18 protein-coding genes are annotated in these 19,761 nt (G+C 67.3%); 9 read left to right on the top strand and 9 right to left on the bottom strand.

The genetic code is table 11. The annotated features are described in order from the left end of the window. Positions 1 to 3 precede the first annotated feature (3 nt). Positions 4 to 645: a CDP-alcohol phosphatidyltransferase family protein gene (locus tag IQ24_RS09250; protein WP_145397672.1), complete on the top strand. Its 642-nt coding sequence runs from the start codon at positions 4 to 6 to the stop codon at positions 643 to 645. Here the strand turns inward: IQ24_RS09250 and IQ24_RS09245 are convergent. After that, entirely contained in the window at positions 642 to 1,112 is a 471-nt protein-coding gene (locus tag IQ24_RS09245) for an Lrp/AsnC family transcriptional regulator (RefSeq protein WP_145397671.1), read from the bottom strand. The genes IQ24_RS09250 and IQ24_RS09245 overlap by 4 nt on opposite strands. Positions 1,113 to 1,233: 121 nt before the next feature. Between IQ24_RS09245 and IQ24_RS09240 the strand changes: the two genes are divergently transcribed. Both IQ24_RS09240 and IQ24_RS09235 read left to right on the top strand, forming a co-directional pair. Beyond that, positions 1,234 to 3,306 carry a transketolase C-terminal domain-containing protein gene (locus tag IQ24_RS09240; RefSeq protein ID WP_145397670.1) on the top strand — a complete coding sequence of 691 codons (2,073 nt, stop codon included), beginning with the start codon at positions 1,234 to 1,236 and terminating at the stop codon, positions 3,304 to 3,306. Then, entirely contained in the window at positions 3,306 to 4,517 is a 1,212-nt protein-coding gene (locus IQ24_RS09235) for a dihydrolipoamide acetyltransferase family protein (RefSeq protein ID WP_145397669.1), read from the top strand. Before IQ24_RS09240 ends, IQ24_RS09235 begins: the two co-directional genes overlap by 1 nt. Here the strand turns inward: IQ24_RS09235 and IQ24_RS09230 are convergent. Together IQ24_RS09230 and IQ24_RS09225 are read right to left on the bottom strand one after the other, a co-directional pair. Further along, the gene (locus tag IQ24_RS09230) at positions 4,514 to 6,028 is read right to left on the bottom strand and encodes a DHA2 family efflux MFS transporter permease subunit (protein ID WP_145397668.1); all 1,515 of its coding nucleotides are present in this window, start codon (positions 6,026 to 6,028) and stop codon (positions 4,514 to 4,516) included. The genes IQ24_RS09235 and IQ24_RS09230 overlap by 4 nt on opposite strands. A gap of 16 nt (positions 6,029 to 6,044) precedes the next feature. Further along, entirely contained in the window at positions 6,045 to 7,040 is a 996-nt protein-coding gene (locus IQ24_RS09225; RefSeq protein ID WP_242008033.1) for an HlyD family secretion protein, read from the bottom strand. 193 nt (positions 7,041 to 7,233) lie between these two features. On the opposite strand from IQ24_RS09225, the gene IQ24_RS09220 reads away from it, so the two are divergent. From IQ24_RS09220 to IQ24_RS09210, 3 genes are read left to right on the top strand one after another with little or no spacing between them, the layout of a single operon-like run. Continuing rightward, positions 7,234 to 7,971, top strand: coding sequence for an exopolysaccharide biosynthesis protein (locus tag IQ24_RS09220; RefSeq protein ID WP_145397666.1), 738 nt, complete (start codon positions 7,234 to 7,236; stop codon positions 7,969 to 7,971). A gap of 9 nt (positions 7,972 to 7,980) precedes the next feature. Next, the gene (locus IQ24_RS09215) at positions 7,981 to 9,267 is read left to right on the top strand and encodes a hemolysin family protein (protein ID WP_145397665.1); all 1,287 of its coding nucleotides are present in this window, start codon (positions 7,981 to 7,983) and stop codon (positions 9,265 to 9,267) included. Between the two features lie 54 nt (positions 9,268 to 9,321). Further along, positions 9,322 to 10,248: a hydrogen peroxide-inducible genes activator gene (locus IQ24_RS09210; protein WP_145397664.1), complete on the top strand. Its 927-nt coding sequence runs from the start codon at positions 9,322 to 9,324 to the stop codon at positions 10,246 to 10,248. Here IQ24_RS09210 and IQ24_RS09205 read toward each other — a convergent pair. The 4 genes from IQ24_RS09205 to IQ24_RS09190 all read right to left on the bottom strand — a co-directional run bounded on the left by IQ24_RS09205 (position 10,245) and on the right by IQ24_RS09190 (position 14,170). After that, entirely contained in the window at positions 10,245 to 11,114 is an 870-nt protein-coding gene (locus IQ24_RS09205) for an energy transducer TonB family protein (RefSeq protein ID WP_145397663.1), read from the bottom strand. The genes IQ24_RS09210 and IQ24_RS09205 overlap by 4 nt on opposite strands. Beyond that, positions 11,111 to 11,599: a TonB system transport protein ExbD gene (gene exbD, locus IQ24_RS09200; RefSeq protein ID WP_145397662.1), complete on the bottom strand. Its 489-nt coding sequence runs from the start codon at positions 11,597 to 11,599 to the stop codon at positions 11,111 to 11,113. Before exbD ends, IQ24_RS09205 begins: the two co-directional genes overlap by 4 nt. 2 nt (positions 11,600 to 11,601) lie before the next feature. Beyond that, positions 11,602 to 12,795, bottom strand: coding sequence for a tonB-system energizer ExbB (gene exbB / locus IQ24_RS09195; RefSeq protein WP_145397661.1), 1,194 nt, complete (start codon positions 12,793 to 12,795; stop codon positions 11,602 to 11,604). A 202-nt stretch (positions 12,796 to 12,997) separates the two neighbouring features. Next, on the bottom strand, positions 12,998 to 14,170 hold the full coding sequence (locus IQ24_RS09190; protein WP_145397660.1) for a pyridoxal-phosphate-dependent aminotransferase family protein: 1,173 nt from the start codon (positions 14,168 to 14,170) through the stop codon (positions 12,998 to 13,000). A gap of 148 nt (positions 14,171 to 14,318) precedes the next feature. On the opposite strand from IQ24_RS09190, the gene IQ24_RS09185 reads away from it, so the two are divergent. Both IQ24_RS09185 and ygfZ read left to right on the top strand, forming a co-directional pair. Continuing rightward, entirely contained in the window at positions 14,319 to 16,058 is a 1,740-nt protein-coding gene (locus IQ24_RS09185) for an ABC transporter ATP-binding protein (protein WP_145397659.1), read from the top strand. Next, complete coding sequence (gene ygfZ, locus IQ24_RS09180; RefSeq protein WP_145397658.1) at positions 16,058 to 16,777, top strand: CAF17-like 4Fe-4S cluster assembly/insertion protein YgfZ; 720 nt, start codon at positions 16,058 to 16,060, stop codon at positions 16,775 to 16,777. Before IQ24_RS09185 ends, ygfZ begins: the two co-directional genes overlap by 1 nt. Positions 16,778 to 16,786: 9 nt before the next feature. Here the strand turns inward: ygfZ and dinB are convergent, their stop codons facing one another. Together dinB and IQ24_RS09170 are read right to left on the bottom strand one after the other, a co-directional pair. Then, positions 16,787 to 17,917, bottom strand: a complete 1,131-nt coding sequence (dinB, locus tag IQ24_RS09175) for a DNA polymerase IV (RefSeq protein ID WP_145397657.1) — start codon at positions 17,915 to 17,917, stop codon at positions 16,787 to 16,789. Positions 17,918 to 18,049: 132 nt separating this feature from the next. Continuing rightward, complete coding sequence (locus tag IQ24_RS09170) at positions 18,050 to 18,979, bottom strand: DUF533 domain-containing protein (protein WP_145397656.1); 930 nt, start codon at positions 18,977 to 18,979, stop codon at positions 18,050 to 18,052. Between the two features lie 205 nt (positions 18,980 to 19,184). Here IQ24_RS09170 and IQ24_RS09165 point away from each other — a divergent pair. Beyond that, the coding region (locus IQ24_RS09165; protein WP_145397879.1) for a GTP-binding protein at positions 19,185 to 19,761 on the top strand (577 nt) is incomplete at its 3' end.

Here is a 19,761-nt window from a genome sequence, read left to right as displayed (position 1 = left end):
CGCATGAATGACACGTCAAACCGTCGCCCGCTGGCCAGCCGTCAGACCGGCTGGGCGGCGGCTGTCACCCGCAGGCTGGCCGCGACCAGCATCACGCCGAACCAGATCTCGATGCTGGGGATGGGGGCCGCGCTGATCGCGGGCGCGGCGCTTTGGGGGGCGGGGCATACAGAAGGCGTGGCGCGGATTGCGCTGCTGCTGTTGGGGGCGCTGGGCATTCAGGCCCGGCTGCTTTGCAACCTCTTCGACGGCATGGTCGCCATCGAGGCCGGGCGCAGCGCCCCGGATGGCGGCTTCTGGAATGAGTTTCCCGACCGCGTCTCGGACCTGCTGATCCTGATGGGCGCGGCTTTGGGCATTGGCGAGCCGTCGCTGGGCTGGGCGGCGGCGGGCTTTGCCTTCCTGACCGCCTATGTGCGCGAACTGGGGGTGAACTGCGGCGCGGGGGCGGATTTCGCCGGGCCGATGGCCAAGCAGCACCGGATGGCGCTGATGACCGGCGCGGCCCTTCTGTCGGTGCCGGAGCCGCTGTGGCACGGTCACGGTCAGGTGCTGCGGATCGCGCTGTGGGTCGTCGCCATCGGCACGGGTTTCACCGTCCTGCGCCGTTGCTGGCGGCTGGTTGCGCGGCTGAAGCGCGGCTAAAGCGGCAGCGCGGTGGTGTGCTTGACCCGCCGCAGCGCGAAGGTCGAGGACGAGCCCGCAATCGCCGTATGCTCAAGGATCGAGCGCATCAGCACGCGTTCGTAATCGGCCACGTCATGGGCCACCACATGCAGCAGATAGTCCCAATCGCCGCTGGTCGAATAGCATTCGACCACCTCTTCATGCGATTCGACAAATGCCTCGAAGGCGGCGCGCGTGGCCTGATCCTGCGCCTTCATCCGGATGTGGCAAAACACGTCCAGCCCGCGCCCGATCTGTTCGGGCACGACCAGCCGCACCTGCGGGCCAAGGATGCCCGCATCCTCCAGCGCGCGGACGCGCCGCCAGCATGAGGCAGCCGAGGCCCCGACCTGATCGGCCAGATCCTGATTGCTGATCCCCGCATTGCGCTGCAGCACGCGCAGGATTCGCCGGTCGATAGGGTCCAGTTGAGCGGTCTGTTTCATGGACTGGCCATTCTTGAAACGTCTTGCTCAATCCTGCCGCAGTTTGCGTCAGATGTGAAACGCATTTTTGCCCCGATGCGCGCAAACTGTTCGAAAGGGTTTCGACTGAAGGATGTAGATCATGGGACAAGCCGCCACGCAGATCCTGCGCCGCAACGCCCCCTCGGCCGCCATCGACTGGCGCGCGGTCGTGCGCCATGTGGCTGTCAGCCGCGCGCTGGACGAGCTTGAAGAGACGCGGCTCGTCCCCGAGAAAAAGATCCATTACCAGTTCTCGGCGCGCGGCCATGACATGGCGCAGGTGCTTCTGGGGCTGCAACTGACCGGGGCGCATGACGCGCTTTGCGGCTATTACCGCTCGCGTCCGTTGCTCTTGTCGATTGGTGTGCCGCCGGTTGAGGCGCTTGGCTCGGCCATGGCGCGCGAGGGCGGCTATTCGGACGGGCGCGACATCGGGGTGGTGTTCAACTATCCGACGCAGAAGGGCGCTATGGCGCTGCCGATGTCGGGCGGCGTCGGGACGCAATACACCCCCACGGCGGGCTGGGCGCAGGCGCTGAACTATTACGCCGATGTCATGGGCTCGGCCCCGCATGGGGATTCGATTGGCGTGGTGCTGGGTGGCGATGGCTCGGTCGCGGCGAATGGTTTCTGGGCCTCGCTGGTGATGGCGACGACGCTGCGCCTGCCGATGCTGTTCTATATCGAGGACAATGGCTACGGCATCTCGGTCCCGTCGACGCTGCAGACGCCGAACGGCAATATTGCTGCGAACCTCTCTGGCTGGCAGGGGCTGACGATCTTCGAAGGCGACGGCACCGACCCGGCCGAGGCTGCGCGCCTGACCGCCGAGGCCGTGGCCCATGTCCGCAAGGGGCGCGCGCCCGCGATGCTGCGCCTGACCGTGCCCCGGCTGGAGGGGCACAGCTTCCAGGACACCCAGACCTATAAATCCGAAAAGGTGATCGCCGCCGAAAACGCCCGCGATCCCTGGCCGAAGCTGCAGAATTATCTGGTGCCCTCGGTGATGACGCAGGCGGAATGGGACCAGGTGCTGGTCACCGCCGCGACCGAGGTCGAAGCCGCGCGCGAGGCGGCCGAGGCGCGGCCCCCGGCGAAAGGCGCATCGGTCCTGCGCCACGTTTTCTATGACGGAGAGATGCAGCAGGTCGGCGGCTGCCTGCGGGGCGAGATGGTCCCCTCGACCGACCAGCCCGCGCCGGAAGGCCAGCGCATCAACATGGTCACCACCATCCGCCGCGTGCTGGATCAGGAAATGGCGCGCAACAACCGCATGGTGATCTTTGGCGAGGATGTCGGCCAGAAGGGCGGCGTCCATGCCGTCACGCTGGGCATGCAGGAGAAATTCGGCACCGACCGCGTCTTCGACACCTCGCTTTCGGAAGAGGGCATTATCGGCCGCGCCGTCGGCATGTCGCTGGCCGGTCTGCTGCCCGTGCCCGAGATCCAGTTCCGCAAATATGCCGAACCCGCGACCGAGCAGATCAACGATTGCGGCTCGCTGCGTTGGCGGACGAACAACCGCTTTGCCGCGCCCATGGTCGTGCGCATGCCGGTGGGCTTCTTCAAAAGCGGCGACCCCTGCCACAGCCAGACGAATGAGGTGGCGTTCCTGCACGCGCCGGGCTGGCGCGTCGCCGTACCCTCGAATGCCGAGGATGCGGTGGGCCTTCTGCGCACGGCGCTGCGCGGCAACGATCCGGTGATGTTTCTGGAGCATCGCGCGATGCTGGACCATTCCTGGGCGCGGCGTCCCTGGCCCGGCAATGATTTCGCGCTGCCCTTCGGCAAGGCGCGGTTCATACGGCGCGGCGACCGCGCGACCGTCGTGACCTGGGGCGGCATGGTCGAGCGCTGTGATGAGGCCACGCGCGACCTGCCCGTCGACCTCTTGGACCTGCGGACGCTCTCGCCCTGGGACCGTGAGGCGGTGCTGGCATCCGTCTCGCGCACGCATCGCTGCCTGATCGTGCATGAGGATCTGCGCAGCGCCGGGTTCGGGGCCGAGATCGCGGCGACCGTCGCCTCGGAGGGTTTCCAGTTCCTCGACGCCCCGGTCGAGCGGCTGACCATGCCCGACGTCCCCAGCCCCTATAGCCCGGTGATGCTGGAGCATGTGCTGCCCTCGGTCAGCCAGATCCGCGCCCGCCTGCAAGAGATGATGGAGTTCTGATGATCGACGTGATGGTTCCGCTGGAGCAGGAAGGCACGACCGCCGTCGTCTCGGGCTGGCTGCGGCAGGTGGGCGACCGGGTTGCGCTGAACGACCCGCTGGTCGAGCTTGAGACCGACAAGGTCTCGGTCGAGGTGCCCGCGCCCGCCGAGGGCGTGGTGGCCGAAATCCTTCTGTCAAAGGGCGATGAGGCGAAGCCCGGTCAGGTCCTGGCCCGGCTGCGTCCGGTCGAAGAAATGGCGACGCCTGCACCCGTACCCGAGGCCAGCGATGATGCGGCGCGGGAGGTGGCGCAGCCTGCGGGCAAGGACCGCTCGGGCTGGTTTTCACCCGCCGTGCGCAAAGCACTGGCCGAAACCGGCATGGACCCCCGCAGCCTGCGCGGAACGGGCCGCGACGGGCGGCTGACGCTGGCCGATGTTGAACGCGCGGCCCGTGCGCCCCGCGCTGCCGAGCCGGTGGCCATGGCCCCGGCGGTGCAGCCGCAGCCCTCGACGCCGGACCCGGCGAATGGGCGCAGCACCTCGGTCCCGCACGATTCCATGCGTCAGGCGATTGCCCGCAACATGCTGAAGTCGGTGACCGAAGCGCCCCATGTCACCGCCGTGTTCGAGGCCGATTTCAGCGCCATCATCGCCCATCGCGCCCGCCACAAGGCCGCAATGGCGCAGCAGGGCATCGCGCTGACCTATACGGCCTATCTGCTGGCGGCCTCGGCCCGCGCCATGGCAGCGGTGCCGCAGGTGAACGCCCGCTGGCACGACGACCGGCTGGAGATGTTCGGCGACATCAACATCGGCATCGGCACGGCGCTGGGCGACAAGGGGCTGGTCGTCCCGGTCATCCGCCGCGTGCAGGATCTGTCGTTGTCGGGCGTCGCCGCCTCGCTTCAGGATGCGACGACGCGGGCCCGCGACGGCCATCTGCGCCCCGAGGATGTGCGGGGCGGCAGCTTCACCATCTCGAACCACGGGGTTTCGGGGTCGCTGTTTGCCGCGCCCATCATCATCAACCAGCCGCAGGTCGCGATCCTGGGCGTCGGCAGGCTGGAAAAGCGCGTTGTCGTGCGCGAGGCAGGCGGCGTCGACACCATCCAGATCCGGCCGATGGCCTATGTGTCGCTGTCGATCGACCACCGCGCGCTGGACGCGCATCAGGCGAATGGCTGGCTGTCGGCCTTTGTCGCCGCACTCGAGGACTGGCGCGACTAATGCGCCGGGGCCGGTGCGCCGGCCCCATGCCTTGGGCGCTGCATCAGAAAGACCACCGGCAGCATCGCGAACGCGCCCCAGCCGGTCAGCAGGAACACGTCGCGGAAGGCCAGCATCTGCGCCTGCTGGGCAACGATCTGGCCCATGCGGGCGGCGGTCTCGGGGCTGACCAGCGGCAGGCCCATCTGCTGCGCCCAGGCCTGTGCCTGCGGGCTGACGGCGGTGATATGGGCGCCAAGATCGCTCCAATGGATCTGCGCGCGCGATGAGATCTGCCAGCCCGCGATGGCGATGCCGACCGAGCTGCCGACCTGCCGGATCACCCCGTAAAGCCCCGAGGCCTCGTCCTGCCGCTCGCGGCTGATGTTCTGGAAGGCGACAGTCGACATCGGCACGAAGAAAAGCCCCATCCCGATCCCCGAGGTGACGCCGGGCCAGGCCAGATCCCAGAACCCGGCATTGAGGTTCAGCCCCGCAAGCTGCAGGTTGCCAAGGCCCGTCATCACCAGCCCCACCGCCACCAGCAGACGCGGATCGAAGAGCCTCAGCAGCAGCGACCCGGTGATGACCATGGTCGCCCCGGCGGCCAGCCCGCGCGGCATGAACAGATAGCCCGCGTTCAGGACGTCGAAGCCCAGAAGCCCCTGCACGAACAGCGGAAGGATGGCGAGCGTGCCGAACATCGCAAGGCCGAAGCCCATCATCGCGATATTGGCGGCGGCAAAGCTGCGGTCGGAAAACAGCGACAGATCGACCACATTCCGCGCATTGCCATAGCCATGCGCGATGAAGGCCACGCCCGCGAAAACAAAAATCAGCAGGCAAAGCTGGATGAAATGCGACGAGAACCAGTCGCGGCTTTCGCCCAGATCCAGCATCATCTGCAACCCGCCCACGGTCAGGATCAGCAGCGTCAGCCCGGTCCAGTCGATGGGCACGTCCTTTGGCTCTTCCTTCGGCAACCCGCCCGCCATCAGCGACAGGGCGAAAGCGGCGATCGGCAGGTTGACATAGAAGACGGCGCGCCAGCTGAAATGCTCGGTCAGGATTGCGCCGATGGTCGGACCCAGCACGGGGGCTACGACCACGCCCAGCCCGAACATGGCCATGGCCTGCCCGCGCTTTTCGCCGGGGAAGCTGTCGAACAGGATCGACTGCGACAGCGGGATCAGGAAGGCGCCGAACAGGCCCTGCAGGATGCGGCACAGCACCATCATCTCGATATTCAGCGCCGCGCCACACAGCGCCGAGGAGGCCGCAAAGCCGATGATCGCCGTCATGATCAGCCGCCTGCGCCCAAAGCGGCGCGCCATCAGCCCGGTCAGTGGCATCGCCGCCACCGCCGAGACGATATAGCTGGTCAGGATCCAGACCGTCTGGTCGCTGGTGATGCCGAACGCGGCCTTCATATGGGGCAGGGCGACGTTCACGATGGTGCTGTCCAGCACCTCAAGAACGGCGGTCATCACGACCGCGACCACGACACCCCATTTGACCTGTTCGCCCGACATTTTGCTGCGCCCGCCGCTATGGCTGCCCGCCGGTCGTGTCGACCGTCACCGTGGTCGACGCGCCCGTGCGCAACTGCAGCGCCGGGTCCGAGGGCGCCTCATCCAGCGCCACCCGCACCGGGAAGCGCTGCGTCACCTTGACCCAGTTGCCCGAGGCGTTCTCGGGCGGCAGCAGCGAAAAGCTGGCCCCCGAGCCCGCGCCGATGCTGTCCACATGCCCCTTCAGCCGCAGGTTCGGATACATGTCGACGGTCACCGTGGCGGGCTGACCCGGGCGGATGCGGTCAAGGTCGGTTTCCTTGAAATTCGCCTCGATCCACCAGCCATTGTCCTCGACGATCGAGAAAAGCTGCTGCCCGTCGCTGACCACCTGACCCGGGCGCAGCGTGATATTGGCGGCCCAGCCGCTGGTCGGCGCGATGACGCGGGCATAGCCCAGCGACAGCTTGGCCTGATCCAGCTCGGCCTGCGCGGCGCGCACCTGGGCATTGTCCGCGCCGCTGGAGCCGTGCTGGTCGCGCGCAGCCTTCAGCGAGGCCTCGGCGGCGGCGACCTCGGCGATGGTGACGTCCAGCTGCGCTTGCGCCTGATCCAGCGCCGCGCGGGCGACATCGCCCTTGGCAAACAACGCGCCCTGCCGGTCGTAGGTCAGCTGGGCGTTCGACTGATTGGCGCGCGCTGCCGCCAGCCGTGCCTCGGCCTGCGAGATATCGGCGTCCGAGACGCCCGTGCCCTGCATCGCAATGTCCAGCCGCGCCTGCGCTGCGGCGACGGCGGCCTGCATCTCGGTGTCCTCGATGGTGAAAAGGGCGTCCCCGGCGGCGATGCGCTGGTTCTCGATCACGTCGACCTGCACCACCTTGCCGCCGATCTGCGGCACCACGGTCACGATATTGGCGGTCAGATAGGCGTCATCGGTGGACGGGTGCAGGGCGCTGTGTCGCCACCAGAACCACATTCCCACGCCCGCGACGATGGCCAGTGCTCCGATGACGACAAGCTTTCTGTTCATGATAATCCGATCCTTGAAATTCCGCCCCCGCCGCCTCGGGCGGACGGGTGCGTCCTGAAATCCGCTTGCTGTCGATGCAGCCGGTCGTCCGATGGGCCGCTGAACTTATCGCGATCAATGGAAACTGTCGCACGGGTTTTACAGTTCCCCCGCAGGACGGACCAGCCGGTGCCGCGCGCCGTATTCGAAAGGGATGGACGTGTCGACCAAGCCGGAACAGCCAGACCCGCATGATCCGGCTGATGACGATTCTCCGGCCTCTCACGCTGATCTGGACGACAGCGATCCGGCGCTGGCGGCGCGTCCACGTCGCATCCGCAGGCGCGCGCCGAGGAAGCGCCTGTCGCAGATCCTGACCACCATCGCCGCCGACAACAGCCGTGAACGGATCTCGGTTCGCGATCTGATGGCGATGATGCCGGGGCGTGCGCTGACCGGGCTGATCCTGCTGTTCGCGGCCCCGAATGTCGTGCCGGGCCCGCCGGGGCTGTCGACCGTGCTGGGCCTGCCGCTGGTCTATCTGACCTTCCAGCTGATGATGGGCAAGAAGCCCTGGCTGCCCAATCTGATCGCCGAACGCTCGCTGATGCGCGAGGATCTGGCGGCGATGGTCGACCGCATCGCGCCGCTGCTGGCGCGGGTCGAGCGGCTGCTGCGCCCGCGCTTTTACCTGCTGGCGAACCGGCGGGCCGAGCATGTCGTGGGCGCGTTCTGCCTGCTTCTGTCGATCATCCTGACGCTGCCGGTTCCCTTGGGCAACATGCTGCCTGCGCTGGCGATCAGCCTGATGGCGCTAGGGCTCTTGCAGCGGGACGGGCTCTGGGTAGCCATCGGCGGGGCGACGGGTGTCGTTTCTCTGTTCATCGTGGCCGGAGTCGTCTATGCGTTGCTGAAAGCGGCCGCCTTTATCATTATGAGCGCTTTCTCCTGAGCGGGACCCATGTGGATTGAAATAGCAGTTGTTGTCCTGCTGACCTTGTTCAACGGTTTGTTGGCGATGTCCGAACTTGCCATCGTTTCGGCGCGCACCGCGCGGCTGAAAGTGCTGGCCGACAAGGGGAACCTGGGCGCGGCGACAGCGATCCGGCTGGCGGAAAATCCGGGCCGGTTCCTGTCCTCGGTGCAGATAGGCATTACGCTGGTGGGGGTCCTGTCGGGCGCGTTTTCGGGTGCCACGCTGGGCGCGCGCCTTGCCGCTGCGCTGCCGGGCATGGGCGTGCCGCCATCGCTGGCGCAGCCCTTGGGCATGGGCGGCGTGGTCGTCGCCATCACCTATCTGTCGCTGATCGTGGGTGAGCTGGTCCCCAAACAGATCGCTCTTGGCGCGCCCGAGCGTGTGGCCGCGCGGGTCGCGCCCTTCATGCTGCTTTTGTCGCGCATTGCCGCGCCGCTGGTCTGGTTTCTGGACCGCTCGGGCAAGATGGTGCTGGCGCTGTTGCGGCAGACCGGCGACAATGACAGCGGCATCAGCGACGAGGAAATCCGTCTCGTCATCGCCGAGGCCGAAAACGCCGGCGTCATGCACCGCGCCGAGACCGAGATGATCGCCGGCGTCATGCGCATCGCCGACCGCACCGCGCGGGGGCTGATGACCCCCCGGCGCGAGATTGAGGCCATCGACCTGGCCGACAGCTATCCCGCAATCATCCGCAAGTTCCGCGATTCCCACCGCACCCGCTTGCCGGTCAGCGACGGCGACCCGAACAACCTGATCGGCGTCGTGGCGACGACCGACCTGCTGAGCGCGGGCAAGATGCAGGATTTCGATCTGCGCAAGGTGATGCATCCCGCGCCCATCATCCCCGAGACGCTGGACGCGCCCGAGGTCATCTCTCGGCTGCGGGCCTCGCAGGGGCAGATGCTGCTGGTCTATGACGAATACGGCCATTTCGAAGGCGTGGTGACGCCGATGGACGTGCTGGAAGCGATCACCGGAGAATTCGCCGGTTTCGACGACGACGAGCCGAAGGTGGTCGAGCGTGAGGATGGCAGCCTGCTGGTCGCGGGCTGGATGCCGGTCGATGAGTTCGCCCACCGCCTCGGGGTCTCGCTGGATGAGGATCAACATGATTTCTCGACCGTCGCGGGGCTGGTGCTGGACATCGCGGGCGAGCTGCCGCAGGCGGGCCATGTCGTGAACTGGCAGGGCTGGCGGATCGAGGTGATCGATATGGACGGTCGCCGCATCGACAAGCTGCTGGTCAGCCGCGTGCCCTTCGCCGAATAGGCGCGCGCGATAACGGTGACTTGTTGCGAGGTGCGGGTGTGATAATCTGCGCCGATGAATTTCACACTTCGACAGATCACCTATTTCGTTGCCGTCGCCCGGCACGGGCATTTCGGCCGCGCGGCGGAAACCGTCAACGTCTCGCAGCCCGGCCTCTCTAGCCAGGTGGCCGAGTTGGAGGGGCGGCTGGGCGGCGCTCTGTTTGACCGGGGCGCGGGCAATACGCCGGTCGTGCTGACGGCCCTGGGTGAGAAGCTGCTGCCCGTCGCCATCGAGCTTCTGGAAACGGCCGAGCGTCTGGGCAGTCTGGCCCGCGCGCGCAGCATTCCTTTGTCGGGGCGGTTGCGCATGGGGATCATCCCGACCGTCGCGCCCTATATGATCCCGCATCTGATCCCCCAGCTGCGCCGCGAACACGAGGCGCTGCAGCTGGAACTGCATGAGCTGGTGACCGACGACCTGATCGAGGGGATTGCCCAGCGGCAGCTGGATGTCGGCATCATGGCGCTGCCAGTCGGGCAGGCCGATCTGCTGTCCGAGCCTGTGTTGCGCGACCGCTTCCTGATCGCGCTTTCCGAAGATGACACGACCGTGCTGTCGGGTCCGGCCAAGCCCGAATCCATCGCTGTCGACCGGTTGCTGCTCTTGGCCGACGGGCATTGCCTGCGTGATCAGGCGCTGGAGGTCTGCGGGCTGCGGCAGGCGCAGCGCCACCACCTGAACCTTGAGGCGACCTCGATGGCCACCCTGATGCGGATGGTGGCCTCGGGCATGGGCATGACGCTGATCCCGAAGCTGGCGCTGGCCGATGAAAATCGCGATGGGCGCCTGCGGATCGTGCCGTTTGCGGCCCCTGCGCCCTCGCGCGATCTGGCGGTGGTCTGGCGCCGCAACTCGGAGCACGAGGCCGACGCGCATGGGCTGGCCGCCGCCGTGCGCGGACTGGCCGGGCAGTTGGGGCTGGAGCCGATCCCGGCCTAGCGCGTTTGGACGCTGAACGGGATCCGTATGGTTTCGGTCTGTCCCGACGGCGGCGGGACCAGGCGCGGCATTCGCCCGGCCTGACGGCTGAGTGCCGCGTCGACATTTGCATCCCCCGAGGATTGCGTCAGGCTGACACTGGTGACCTGCCCGGTCGAGCTGATCGTCAGTGTCAGTGCACCCGAGACCGTGCCGCGCCGCGCGCCATGTCTGGTGCGCATCATATGCCGGGTGACGCGACCCTGGATCTGCTGGGCCCATGAGGCCTTCGCGGCGGGGCTGGCATTGGCGCCGCCACTTTGCGCAGCCGTCCGGTTCGATTGCTGGCCCTGAACCTGCGTCGCGCGCTGCGAGGCCTGCTGCTGGGGCGCGTGTTCGCGGCGGGGTTCGTCGCGCCGACGCTCTTCGCGTCGTTCTGCGACCTCGGGTTCAGGCTCTGGTTCGGGGCGCTCGGGCCGGGCGCGGGGACGGGCCGAGCGTTGCAGCACCACCGCATCGGTCGGCGGCGGCAGCAGCGTGGCCATGTCGGGAAGCTCTTCCAGCTCCGGCAGCGGGTCGAGCGCGACCTCCGGCTCAGGTTCAGGCTCCGGCTCGGGTTCGGGCTCAGGTTCGGGCTCAGGTTCGGGCTCAGGTTCCGGCTCAACCGCGCCGCTCAGTTCCTGCGATTCCTCTTCGGCCAGCGGTGCGGCCGCCTCGGGGATGGGCGCCAGATCGACGAAGACCGCCTCGGGGATGCCGGGCAGCGCCGAGGCTTCGGCGCGATTGTTGAGCCACCAGAGGCCCGCCGCATGCAGCGCAAGGACGCTGGCCGCTGCCGCCCCCCATAGCGCGCCTTCGCGCAGGAAACCCGCGCCGCGACCGCTCATTGCGTCGCTCCGGCGGGGGCGGCGTCGGCTGCTGCGGGTGCGGCTGCTGCAGGTGCAGGGGCGGCTGATGTCGCCTCAAGCCCCACCAGCGCGATCTTCAGATAGCCCGCCTCGCGCAGCGAATTCATCACGCCCATCAGATCGCCATAGCTGACCGACTCATCGGCGCGCAGGAAGATGCGCTGTTCCCGGTCGCCGCCGGTGGCGCTTTCCAGCGCCGCCTTCAGACCGTCCGGCGCGATGTCTTCATTGCCAAGCGCCAGCGTGAGGTCGGGCTTCACCGAGACATAGATCGGCGTGTCGGGCCGTTGCGCCGGGGTCGCGTTCGAGATCGGCAGGTCGACGTTCACATCGACCGTCGCCAGCGGTGCGGCCACCATGAAGATGATCAGCAGCACCAGCATCACGTCGATGAAAGGGGTGACGTTGATCTCGTGGTTCTCGGCCAGTTCGTCGTCGGCGCCTTCGCGGATGCCACCGGCCATGGTTACTCTCCTGCCTGCGGACGGAGGGTGCGGAAGTCGAGGTCACGGCTGGTCAGCCGCCCGACGCCAGCGGCGGCATCGGCCAGACGCATCCGGTAGCCGGTCACCGCGCGCGCGAAGACGTTGTAGATGACGACCGCCGGGATCGCCGCGACCAGACCGATGGCGGTGGCCAGCAGCGCCTCGGCGATGCCGGGGGCGACGATGGCGAGGTTCGTGGTCTGCGATTCCGAAATGCCGATGAAGCTGTTCATGATGCCCCAGACAGTGCCGAACAGGCCGACGAAAGGCGCGGTTGAGCCGATGGTGGCCAGAACACCCGTGCCGCGACCCATGCGGCGACCGGCCTGCGCCTGAATGCGCTCAAGCTCCGAGGAGATGCGTTCCTTGACGCCGTCATCGCCCGCTGCGTCCAGCGCCGGGGCCGAGCGGTCATATTCGGTCGAGGCCGCACGGATCATCCGCGACACCGGATCGCGGCGCTTGCCCGAGGAGGCCAGCGCGGCAGGCAGGCTGGCCGAATGCTGGATGCGGCGCAGGCCCGTGCCGACGCGGCGCGAGGCGCCCCACAGCTCCAGAAGCTTGGCGACAAAGACCGTCCAGGTCACGACCGAGGCGAAGGCCAGGCCGATCATCACGCCCTTCACCACCCAGTCCGCCGCCATGAACATGCCCATGGGCGAAAGGTCGTGCGGCAGGCTGGGGTCGCGCGCGCTGTCCTCAGCGACCACCGGAGTGGCGGCAGGCTCTGCGGGCGTGGCGTTCGGCGTCGCAGTTGCGGGGGTGTCAGCGGCGGGCGTGGCCGGGACGGCTGTCGTGGATGCTGCAGGGGCATCTGCCGTGGGTGCAGGCTGCGAGGCGGCTGCCGGAGCGGTCGAAGTCGAGGTTCCTGCAGGATCAGCAGCAGGCGCGTCGGTCGCCGTGGTTGCAGCAGGCGCTTCAGCCGGGGCAGTTGCTTCGGTGGAGGAGGTTGCCGCAGGGGCGGTCTCAGCGGGCGTCGTTGCCGTGGGAGTGGTCGCGGCGGGGGCTGCGGGCGTAGTCGTCGCTGCTTCGGGGGCCGTCGGCGTGCTGGTCTCGGATGCGGGCGGCTGGGTTCCCGGCGTCGTCTCCTGCGCCTGCAGCGGTTGCGTAAGCATCAGACAGGCGAAGGTCAGTGCGAGTCCGAGCGTCGGGCGCTGCGCCGGCAGGAAAGTCATGGCGGTCCTCAATCTTGCATCAGGGTTCGGACCGCGTGCGGCTGGTGCAAGGCGCGCAAGGCGCGGTGCTTTGGCATGCCGCGGTTTTTTTCCCTATCGAACACCAATGTAAAATTGTCAACTATTCACCAGCGGCCATTCGCCGTTGATCCGGCGCGCGGCATCTGCGCCCGGACACCCGTTCGGCCCAAGGGGGAAGGGGTCAGGCGCGCGTGGCGATGACCTTGGCGGCGGCCTCGATGGCGCCGGAGCCGTGGGGGATGGCCAATGCCTGCAGGCCTGCCTCGATCACGGCCAGCGCGCCCAGCACCTGATGGGCGCTGCAATGGCCCATATGGGCGATGCGCAGCGCGCGGTCCGGGTCTTCGGCACCGAGGCCCAGCCCCAGCGTCAGCCCCGCCTTGGCGGCGGTCCATTCGCGCAGCGCGGTGGCGTTCGGGAATTGCGCGGCGGTGACGGAACGCCCCCGCGCAGCAGGATCGGCGACGGTGGCGCGGATGCCGTGACCGCCCGCACCCCAGGCGTCCAGCGCTGCCCAAACGGCCTCGGCCAGACCCAGATGGCGCGCCCATGCGGCCTCAAGCCCTTCTTCATCCAGCAAAATATCCATCGCCTCGGCCATGCCATAGACATGCTGGACCGGCGGCGTGCCGCCCCAGAACTGCCAAAGCTCGGTCGCATCGGCACGGCTGGTCCAGCCCCAATAGGGCGTGGTCAGGTCGGTGCGCCCCTTGGCCCGCGCCTTGTCCGAGAACCAGACGAAGGCCATGCCGGGCGGCACCATCAGCCCCTTCTGGCTGGCCGAGACCAGCACATCGACGCCCCATTCGTCCATCAGCATCGGCTCGCAGCCCAGCGAGGCGATCGAATCGACCGCAAACAGCGCCGGATGATCGCCGATGGCGGCGCGCAGCGCGGGAATATCGGCGCGCACGGAACTCGCGGTATCGACCTGACAGACCAGCACCGCCTTGATGCGATGGCCCGCATCGGCGCGCAGCCGGTCGGCCAGCCGCTGCGGATCGGGGGCAGTGGGGCCGAAATCCATTTCCTCGATCTCGATCCCCAGATCGCGGGCAGAGGCGGCCCAGCCCCGGCCGAAATGGCCCGAGGTCAGCACCAGCGCCAGCTCTCCGCGGTTGAAGAGGTTGGTGTTCGCGGCCTCCCACCCGGCATGGCCGTTGCCGATATAGGGGGCGAGATGCGCGCGCGTCCCCGCCAGCCGCTTGAGCTGGGCAATCATGCGCAGGTTCACCTCGGCCAGTTCCGCGCCATAGATGTCGGGCGAGGGGCGGTGCATGGCGCGCAGCACGCGCTCGGGCACGGGCGAGGGGCCGGGGATGGCGATGGTCTGGCGTCCCTGTGCGAAGCTCATGTGGTGGTTCCCTTGCCAAATGGTCGTGCCTGCTGATCCGGAATCGGTATGCCGCGCCGGTTGCAAGGTCAACGGTCGCCGCAGCCCGACTTGCCCCCGCCCCCCGCGCGGCTTATCCCTTCAGATCAGCAAGCTGGCCCGAGGGACGATGCCCGACCGATCACACAACACCGCAAACCTGTTCGCCCGGATGTGGCGCGACTATCTGCATCCCTATTGGGCAAGGATCGGGCTGGCGCTGTTTTTCCTGATCATCGAGGGCTCGACGCTGGGCCTGCTCAGCTGGATGCTGAAGCCGCTGTTCGATCAGGTCTTCGTCGGCGGCGATACCGGTGCGATCTGGTGGGTGGGCGGCGTGATCTTCGCGCTGTTCCTGCTGCGGGCGGGCACCTATATCGTCAACCGCAGCCTGATGACCTCGGTCTCGCTTTCGGTGTCGACGACGATGCAAGCCGATCTGCTGCGCCATATCATGACGCTGGATTCGCGCTTCTTTCAGGACAACCCGCCCGGCGCGGTGATCGAACGCGTGCAGGGCGACAGCATCGCTGTGCAGGGCGTGTGGTCCACCTTCATCTCGGGCGCGGGGCGCGATCTGGTGTCGCTGCTGTCGCTGTTCGGCGTGGCGATTGCGGTCGATCCGTGGTGGACGCTGACGGCGCTGGTGGGCGCACCCCTGCTGATCGTGCCGACCGTGCTGGTCCAGCGCTATATTCGCCGCAAGATGCGGCAGAACCGCATCAACGCCAGCCAGCGCGCAACGCGGCTGGATGAGGTCCTGCACGGGATCAACGCGGTCAAGCTGAACCGGATGGAGGATTACCAGCACAGCCGTTTTTCGGCCATCGTCGACCGCATCCGCCGGGCCGAGATCAAGATGTCCGCCACCGGCGCGACCGTTCCCGCGCTGGTTGATGTCGTCACCGGCATCGGCTTTGTCGGCGTTCTGGCCCTTGGCGGGGCCGAGGTCACGCGGGGTGAGCGGACGGTGGGCGAGTTCATGTCCTTCTTCACCGCCATGGCGCTGGCCTTCCAGCCGCTGCGCAGGCTGGGCAGCCTGGCCGGAACCTGGCAGATCGCGGCCGCCTCGCTGGAGCGGATCTATGCGGTGCTGGACATGCGCCCCAGCATCATCTCGGGCCCGCGCAGCGCGCCTCCGCCCGACACGACGATCCGCTTTGACGACGTGCGCCTGTCCTATGACGAAACCGAGGTGCTGCGCGGTCTCAGCTTCGTGGCCGAGGATGGCCAGACGACCGCGCTGGTCGGGCCTTCGGGGGCGGGAAAGTCGACCGTTTTCAACCTGCTGACGCGGATGGTCGATGCGCAATCGGGGCAGATCACGCTGGGCGGCGTGCCGCTGCGCGAGTTTGATCTGGGCACGCTGCGCGATCAGTTCTCAACCGTCAGTCAGGATGCGGCGCTGTTTGACGAAACGCTGATGGAAAACATCCTGCTGGGGCACCCCGTCGATGAGGACGCGCTGCGCCGCGCCACCGTCGCGGCCCATGTCGCCGATTTCACCGATGCCTTGCCGCAGGGGCTGGAGACGCCGGTGGGCCCGCGTGGCTCGGCGCTTTCGGGCGGGCAGCGGCAGCGCGTGGCGATTGCCCGCGCGATCTTGCGGGATTCGCCGGTCTTGCTGCTGGATGAGGCGACCAGCGCGCTGGATGCCGCCTCCGAGCGGCTGGTCCAGCAGGCGCTGGACGAACTGTCGGTCGGCCGCACGACGCTGGTCATCGCGCACCGGCTGTCGACGGTGCGCCGGGCCGACAAGATCATCGTGATCGAGGCCGGGCGGGTTGTCGAACAGGGAAGCCATGACCAACTCATGGCGGCGGGCGGCGCCTATGCGGCGCTGGTGCGGCTGCAATTCGGAGACAAGTGATGCGACGGATACTGGCGATCTCGGGCAAGGACAGGGTGCAGCTTCTGCAGGGGCTGGTGACGAATGACGTGGCGCATGGGCCAAGCTGGTCCGCGCTGCTGACGCCGCAGGGCAAATACCTGTCGGATTTTCTGGTGATCCCGGATGGTGACCGCTTGCTGATCGACATTGACGAGCGGCTGGCCGATGACCTGCTGCGCCGCCTCAGCATGTACAAGCTGCGCTCGGACGTGCAGATCGCGGCCACCGACATTCAGGTCTCGCGCGGGACCGGCCCGGCCCCCGAGGGCGCGATTGCCGACCCCCGGCATGAGGCTTTGGGTTGGCGGCTTTATGGCCCCGAGGGCGGGGATGACGGCACCGATTGGGACGCGATCCGGGTCGAGCATACGATCCCCGAAACCCTTGCCGAACTGATCCCGAACGAGACCTTCATTCTGGAGGCGGGGTTCGATCGGCTGAACGGGGTCGATTTCCGCAAGGGTTGTTTCGTCGGTCAGGAGGTCACCGCGCGGATGAAGCACAAGACCGAGCTGCGCAAGGGCCTGCGCACCGTTTCGGTCGAGGGCGAGGCCACACCCGGCACGCCGATCCTGATGGAGGACGGGCGCGAGGCCGGGGTGCTGTTCACCCAATCCGGCGGCCGCGCCATCGCCTATCTGCGCTTTGACCGGATGAATGGCCCGCTGACCGCCGGAGAGGCGCGCGTCCAAGCGTAACACCAAGCGCTAGAACAGCGACAGCTGCACGCCTTGATCTTCGGCCTCAGCCTCGAAGCCTGAGATCGTGATGCCCAGCAGCCGCGCGCCGCGCGGATCGGGCAGGACGGTCGCGGCAAGGTCGCGGGCCAGCGCCAGCATCTCGGCCTCGTCCCGCACGGCATGGGGCAGGGTGCGCGCCCGCGTGACCTGCCGGAAGTCCGAGAACTTGACCTTGACCGTCAGCGTCCGGCCCTGGAGCTCATTCCGGCTGAGGTGCCGCCAGACCTTTTCGGCCAGCGCGGCCAGCGCCTCATGCGCCTCATCCAGCGTCATCAGATCGGCGAAATAGGTGTTCTCCGCGCCGATGGATTTGCGCGTGCGGTCGGGGCTGACGCTGCGGTGATCGATCCCGCGCGAGATGTTCCAGTAATAGCGCCCGGATTTCCCGAAGCGGCGGGTCAGCAACTCCAGTTCCTGCTGGCGCAGATCCGCGCCGGTGTGGATGTCCATGGCCTGCATCTTGGCCGCCGTGGCGGGGCCGATGCCGTGGAACTTGCCGACGGGCAGGGTCAGGACGAATTCAGGCCCACGCTCGGGCGGGATGACGCAAAGCCCGTCGGGCTTGTTCTGGTCCGAGGCAAGCTTGGCCAGAAACTTGTTGTAGCTGACGCCCGCGCTGGCGGTCAGCCCGGTCGTCTGACGGATGCGGGCGCGGATTTCGCGGGCGATCTCGGTCGCGGTCTGGCCGGGGCTCAGGTGGTTGGTCACGTCCAGATAGGCCTCGTCCAGCGACAAAGGCTCGACCAGCGGGGTGTAGCTGTCGAAGATCTCGCGGATTTGGCGGCTGACAGCGCGATAGACGTCGAAGCGGGGTTTGACGAAGACGAGGCCGGGGCACAGCCGCAGCGCGCGCTTCGAGGGCATGGCCGAGCGCACGCCAAACCGCCGCGCCTCATAGCTGGCGGCGGCGACCACCCCGCGCTGGATGCCACCCACGGCGACGGGGACGCCCCGCAGCTCGGGATTGTCGCGCTGCTCGATCGAGGCGTAATAGGCGTCCATATCGACATGGATGATCTTGCGGATCGTCCCGAGCGAGGTTTCATCCTCGGGCTGCGCCTTTTGTGCCAGCTGATCTGTGGGGCCGCCGTTTTCCATATCCTGTCCCGGTCTGACGGAACAAATAGTAAACGTCCGGGCGGAAATAGCCAAGCCCGCAGCGTTGCAGACGAAAACGCGGGGCGCAGATGTTGTCCGGCGCGCCCCGCGTGGATTTCGATGCTGAACCGATCAGGCGTAAAGGTTCTGCACGCCGACCTTGGCGTGGATCTGGTTCACCGTGTCGCGGTCAAGCCCAAGCGCCTCGGCCAGCGTGTGCAGGTATTGCGCCTCACGCTCATTGTCGAAGTCGATGGCCATCAGCGACATCAGGTAAAGCTGCGGACCGGCCTCTTTCGGGGTCTCGGCGGCCAGGGCCTTTGCGTCGACGGGCGCGGCCATCTGCTCGCGGATGAAGGCGCGGTCTTCCTCATCGATGTCGCCGAAGGCCTCCATCAGGCGGGCCTTTTCGGCCTCGTCGATGGTGCCGTCGGATTTGGCGGCCTGAATCATCGCCTTCAGGAACAGGCCCGCAAGGGCGTTCTGCTCGGGGGTCGGGGCGACCTCAGGCTCCTTGCCGGTTGTGACCGAATCGTTGAAGAGTTCACCGAAGCTTGCGTCATTCGAGGGCTGGGAATCACGCTGCGCGAGACCGCCGCCCGACGAGGTGCCCGGACGCGTCTGCGCCTGCGCCTGAGAGCCGCCGCCCAGCAGATCGCCCAGGATGCCGCCGAGGCCACCGGCTGCTGCACCCCCCAGAATGCCGCCAAGGGCACCGCCCGAACGCTGGCCGCTTTGCGGCACCCGCGAGGAGGTCAGGTCGTCAAGGATGCCACCCAGACCTCCCTGCGCGCCGCGCGAATTCGGCCCGCCATAGCGCGCGCCCGATCCTGCACCTGCCGAGCGCCCGCCCAGCACCTGACCCAGCACGTCGCCGAGACCACCCGAGCCCGCCTGACGTCCGCCCTGCGACGAGGTGTTGTTCTGCAGCAGATCGCCCAGAATTCCGCCCTGACCTTTCGAGCTTGTGCCGCCCTGCTGGCGATTTTTCATATAGGTGCCGATGCCCTTGGCAAGCATGACACCTGCGGCGACCCGTGCGAGGGATTTCATTAGGCTCATTGATTCCTCCGGTGCGGTTTCCGGCCCGACGTCTGGCGGGCCCGGATATGCCATCTGAACGCGGCAGGGCGAAGCCGGTTCCGCCACCTAGGGATTATGCGCTTGCGTGCTGCACGCCCTTGATTTTTCCCACGCGCGCTTATAAGTCGCGGCGGATGTTTCTCGGGGGCCGTCGCGCGGGCGGTCTCCACGATAGGAGGCCATGATGGCAAAGGCAAAGTTTGAACGTACGAAACCGCACGTCAACATCGGCACGATTGGCCACGTTGACCACGGCAAGACCACGCTGACGGCGGCGATCACGCGCTATTTCGGCGACTTCAAGGGCTACGATCAGATCGACAACGCCCCTGAAGAGAAAGCACGTGGCATCACGATCTCGACGACGCACGTTGAGTACGAGACCGCGACGCGTCACTATGCGCACGTCGACTGCCCCGGCCACGCCGACTATGTGAAGAACATGATCACCGGCGCGGCGCAGATGGACGGCGCGATCCTGGTTGTGAACGCTGCTGACGGTCCGATGCCGCAGACGCGCGAGCACATCCTGCTGGGCCGTCAGGTCGGCATCCCGTTCATGGTCGTCTACATGAACAAGGTTGACCAGGTCGACGATCCGGAACTGCTGGAACTGGTCGAGATGGAAGTGCGCGAGCTGCTGTCGTCCTACGACTACCCGGGCGACGACATTCCGATCATCAAGGGTTCGGCTCTGGCCGCTCTGGAAGGTCGCGATCCGGAAATCGGGGAGAACTCGATCAAGGCGCTGCTGGAAGCCG

Source organism: Paracoccus sulfuroxidans (genome assembly GCF_007830335.1).
Taxonomy (GTDB): domain Bacteria; phylum Pseudomonadota; class Alphaproteobacteria; order Rhodobacterales; family Rhodobacteraceae; genus Paracoccus; species Paracoccus sulfuroxidans.
The sequence above is the reverse complement of the archived record's forward strand: the minus strand, read 5'-3'. Positions and strand labels throughout refer to the sequence as shown.

Coding starts and splice junctions, on each gene's coding strand:
- IQ24_RS09210 (WP_145397664.1), top strand. CDS start 9,322: ATGAATTTCACACTTCGACAGATCACCTATTTCGTTGCCGTCGCCCGG.
- ygfZ (WP_145397658.1), top strand. CDS start 16,058: ATGCGACGGATACTGGCGATCTCGGGCAAGGACAGGGTGCAGCTTCTG.
- IQ24_RS09220 (WP_145397666.1), top strand. CDS start 7,234: ATGGACGTGTCGACCAAGCCGGAACAGCCAGACCCGCATGATCCGGCT.
- IQ24_RS09245 (WP_145397671.1), bottom strand. CDS start 1,112: ATGAAACAGACCGCTCAACTGGACCCTATCGACCGGCGAATCCTGCGC.
- IQ24_RS09190 (WP_145397660.1), bottom strand. CDS start 14,170: ATGAGCTTCGCACAGGGACGCCAGACCATCGCCATCCCCGGCCCCTCG.
- IQ24_RS09250 (WP_145397672.1), top strand. CDS start 4: ATGAATGACACGTCAAACCGTCGCCCGCTGGCCAGCCGTCAGACCGGC.
- IQ24_RS09170 (WP_145397656.1), bottom strand. CDS start 18,979: ATGAGCCTAATGAAATCCCTCGCACGGGTCGCCGCAGGTGTCATGCTT.
- IQ24_RS09185 (WP_145397659.1), top strand. CDS start 14,319: ATGCCCGACCGATCACACAACACCGCAAACCTGTTCGCCCGGATGTGG.
- exbB (WP_145397661.1), bottom strand. CDS start 12,795: ATGACTTTCCTGCCGGCGCAGCGCCCGACGCTCGGACTCGCACTGACC.
- IQ24_RS09230 (WP_145397668.1), bottom strand. CDS start 6,028: ATGTCGGGCGAACAGGTCAAATGGGGTGTCGTGGTCGCGGTCGTGATG.
- dinB (WP_145397657.1), bottom strand. CDS start 17,917: ATGGAAAACGGCGGCCCCACAGATCAGCTGGCACAAAAGGCGCAGCCC.
- IQ24_RS09235 (WP_145397669.1), top strand. CDS start 3,306: ATGATCGACGTGATGGTTCCGCTGGAGCAGGAAGGCACGACCGCCGTC.
- IQ24_RS09215 (WP_145397665.1), top strand. CDS start 7,981: ATGTGGATTGAAATAGCAGTTGTTGTCCTGCTGACCTTGTTCAACGGT.
- IQ24_RS09225 (WP_242008033.1), bottom strand. CDS start 7,040: ATGAACAGAAAGCTTGTCGTCATCGGAGCACTGGCCATCGTCGCGGGC.
- IQ24_RS09240 (WP_145397670.1), top strand. CDS start 1,234: ATGGGACAAGCCGCCACGCAGATCCTGCGCCGCAACGCCCCCTCGGCC.
- IQ24_RS09205 (WP_145397663.1), bottom strand. CDS start 11,114: ATGAGCGGTCGCGGCGCGGGTTTCCTGCGCGAAGGCGCGCTATGGGGG.
- exbD (WP_145397662.1), bottom strand. CDS start 11,599: ATGGCCGGTGGCATCCGCGAAGGCGCCGACGACGAACTGGCCGAGAAC.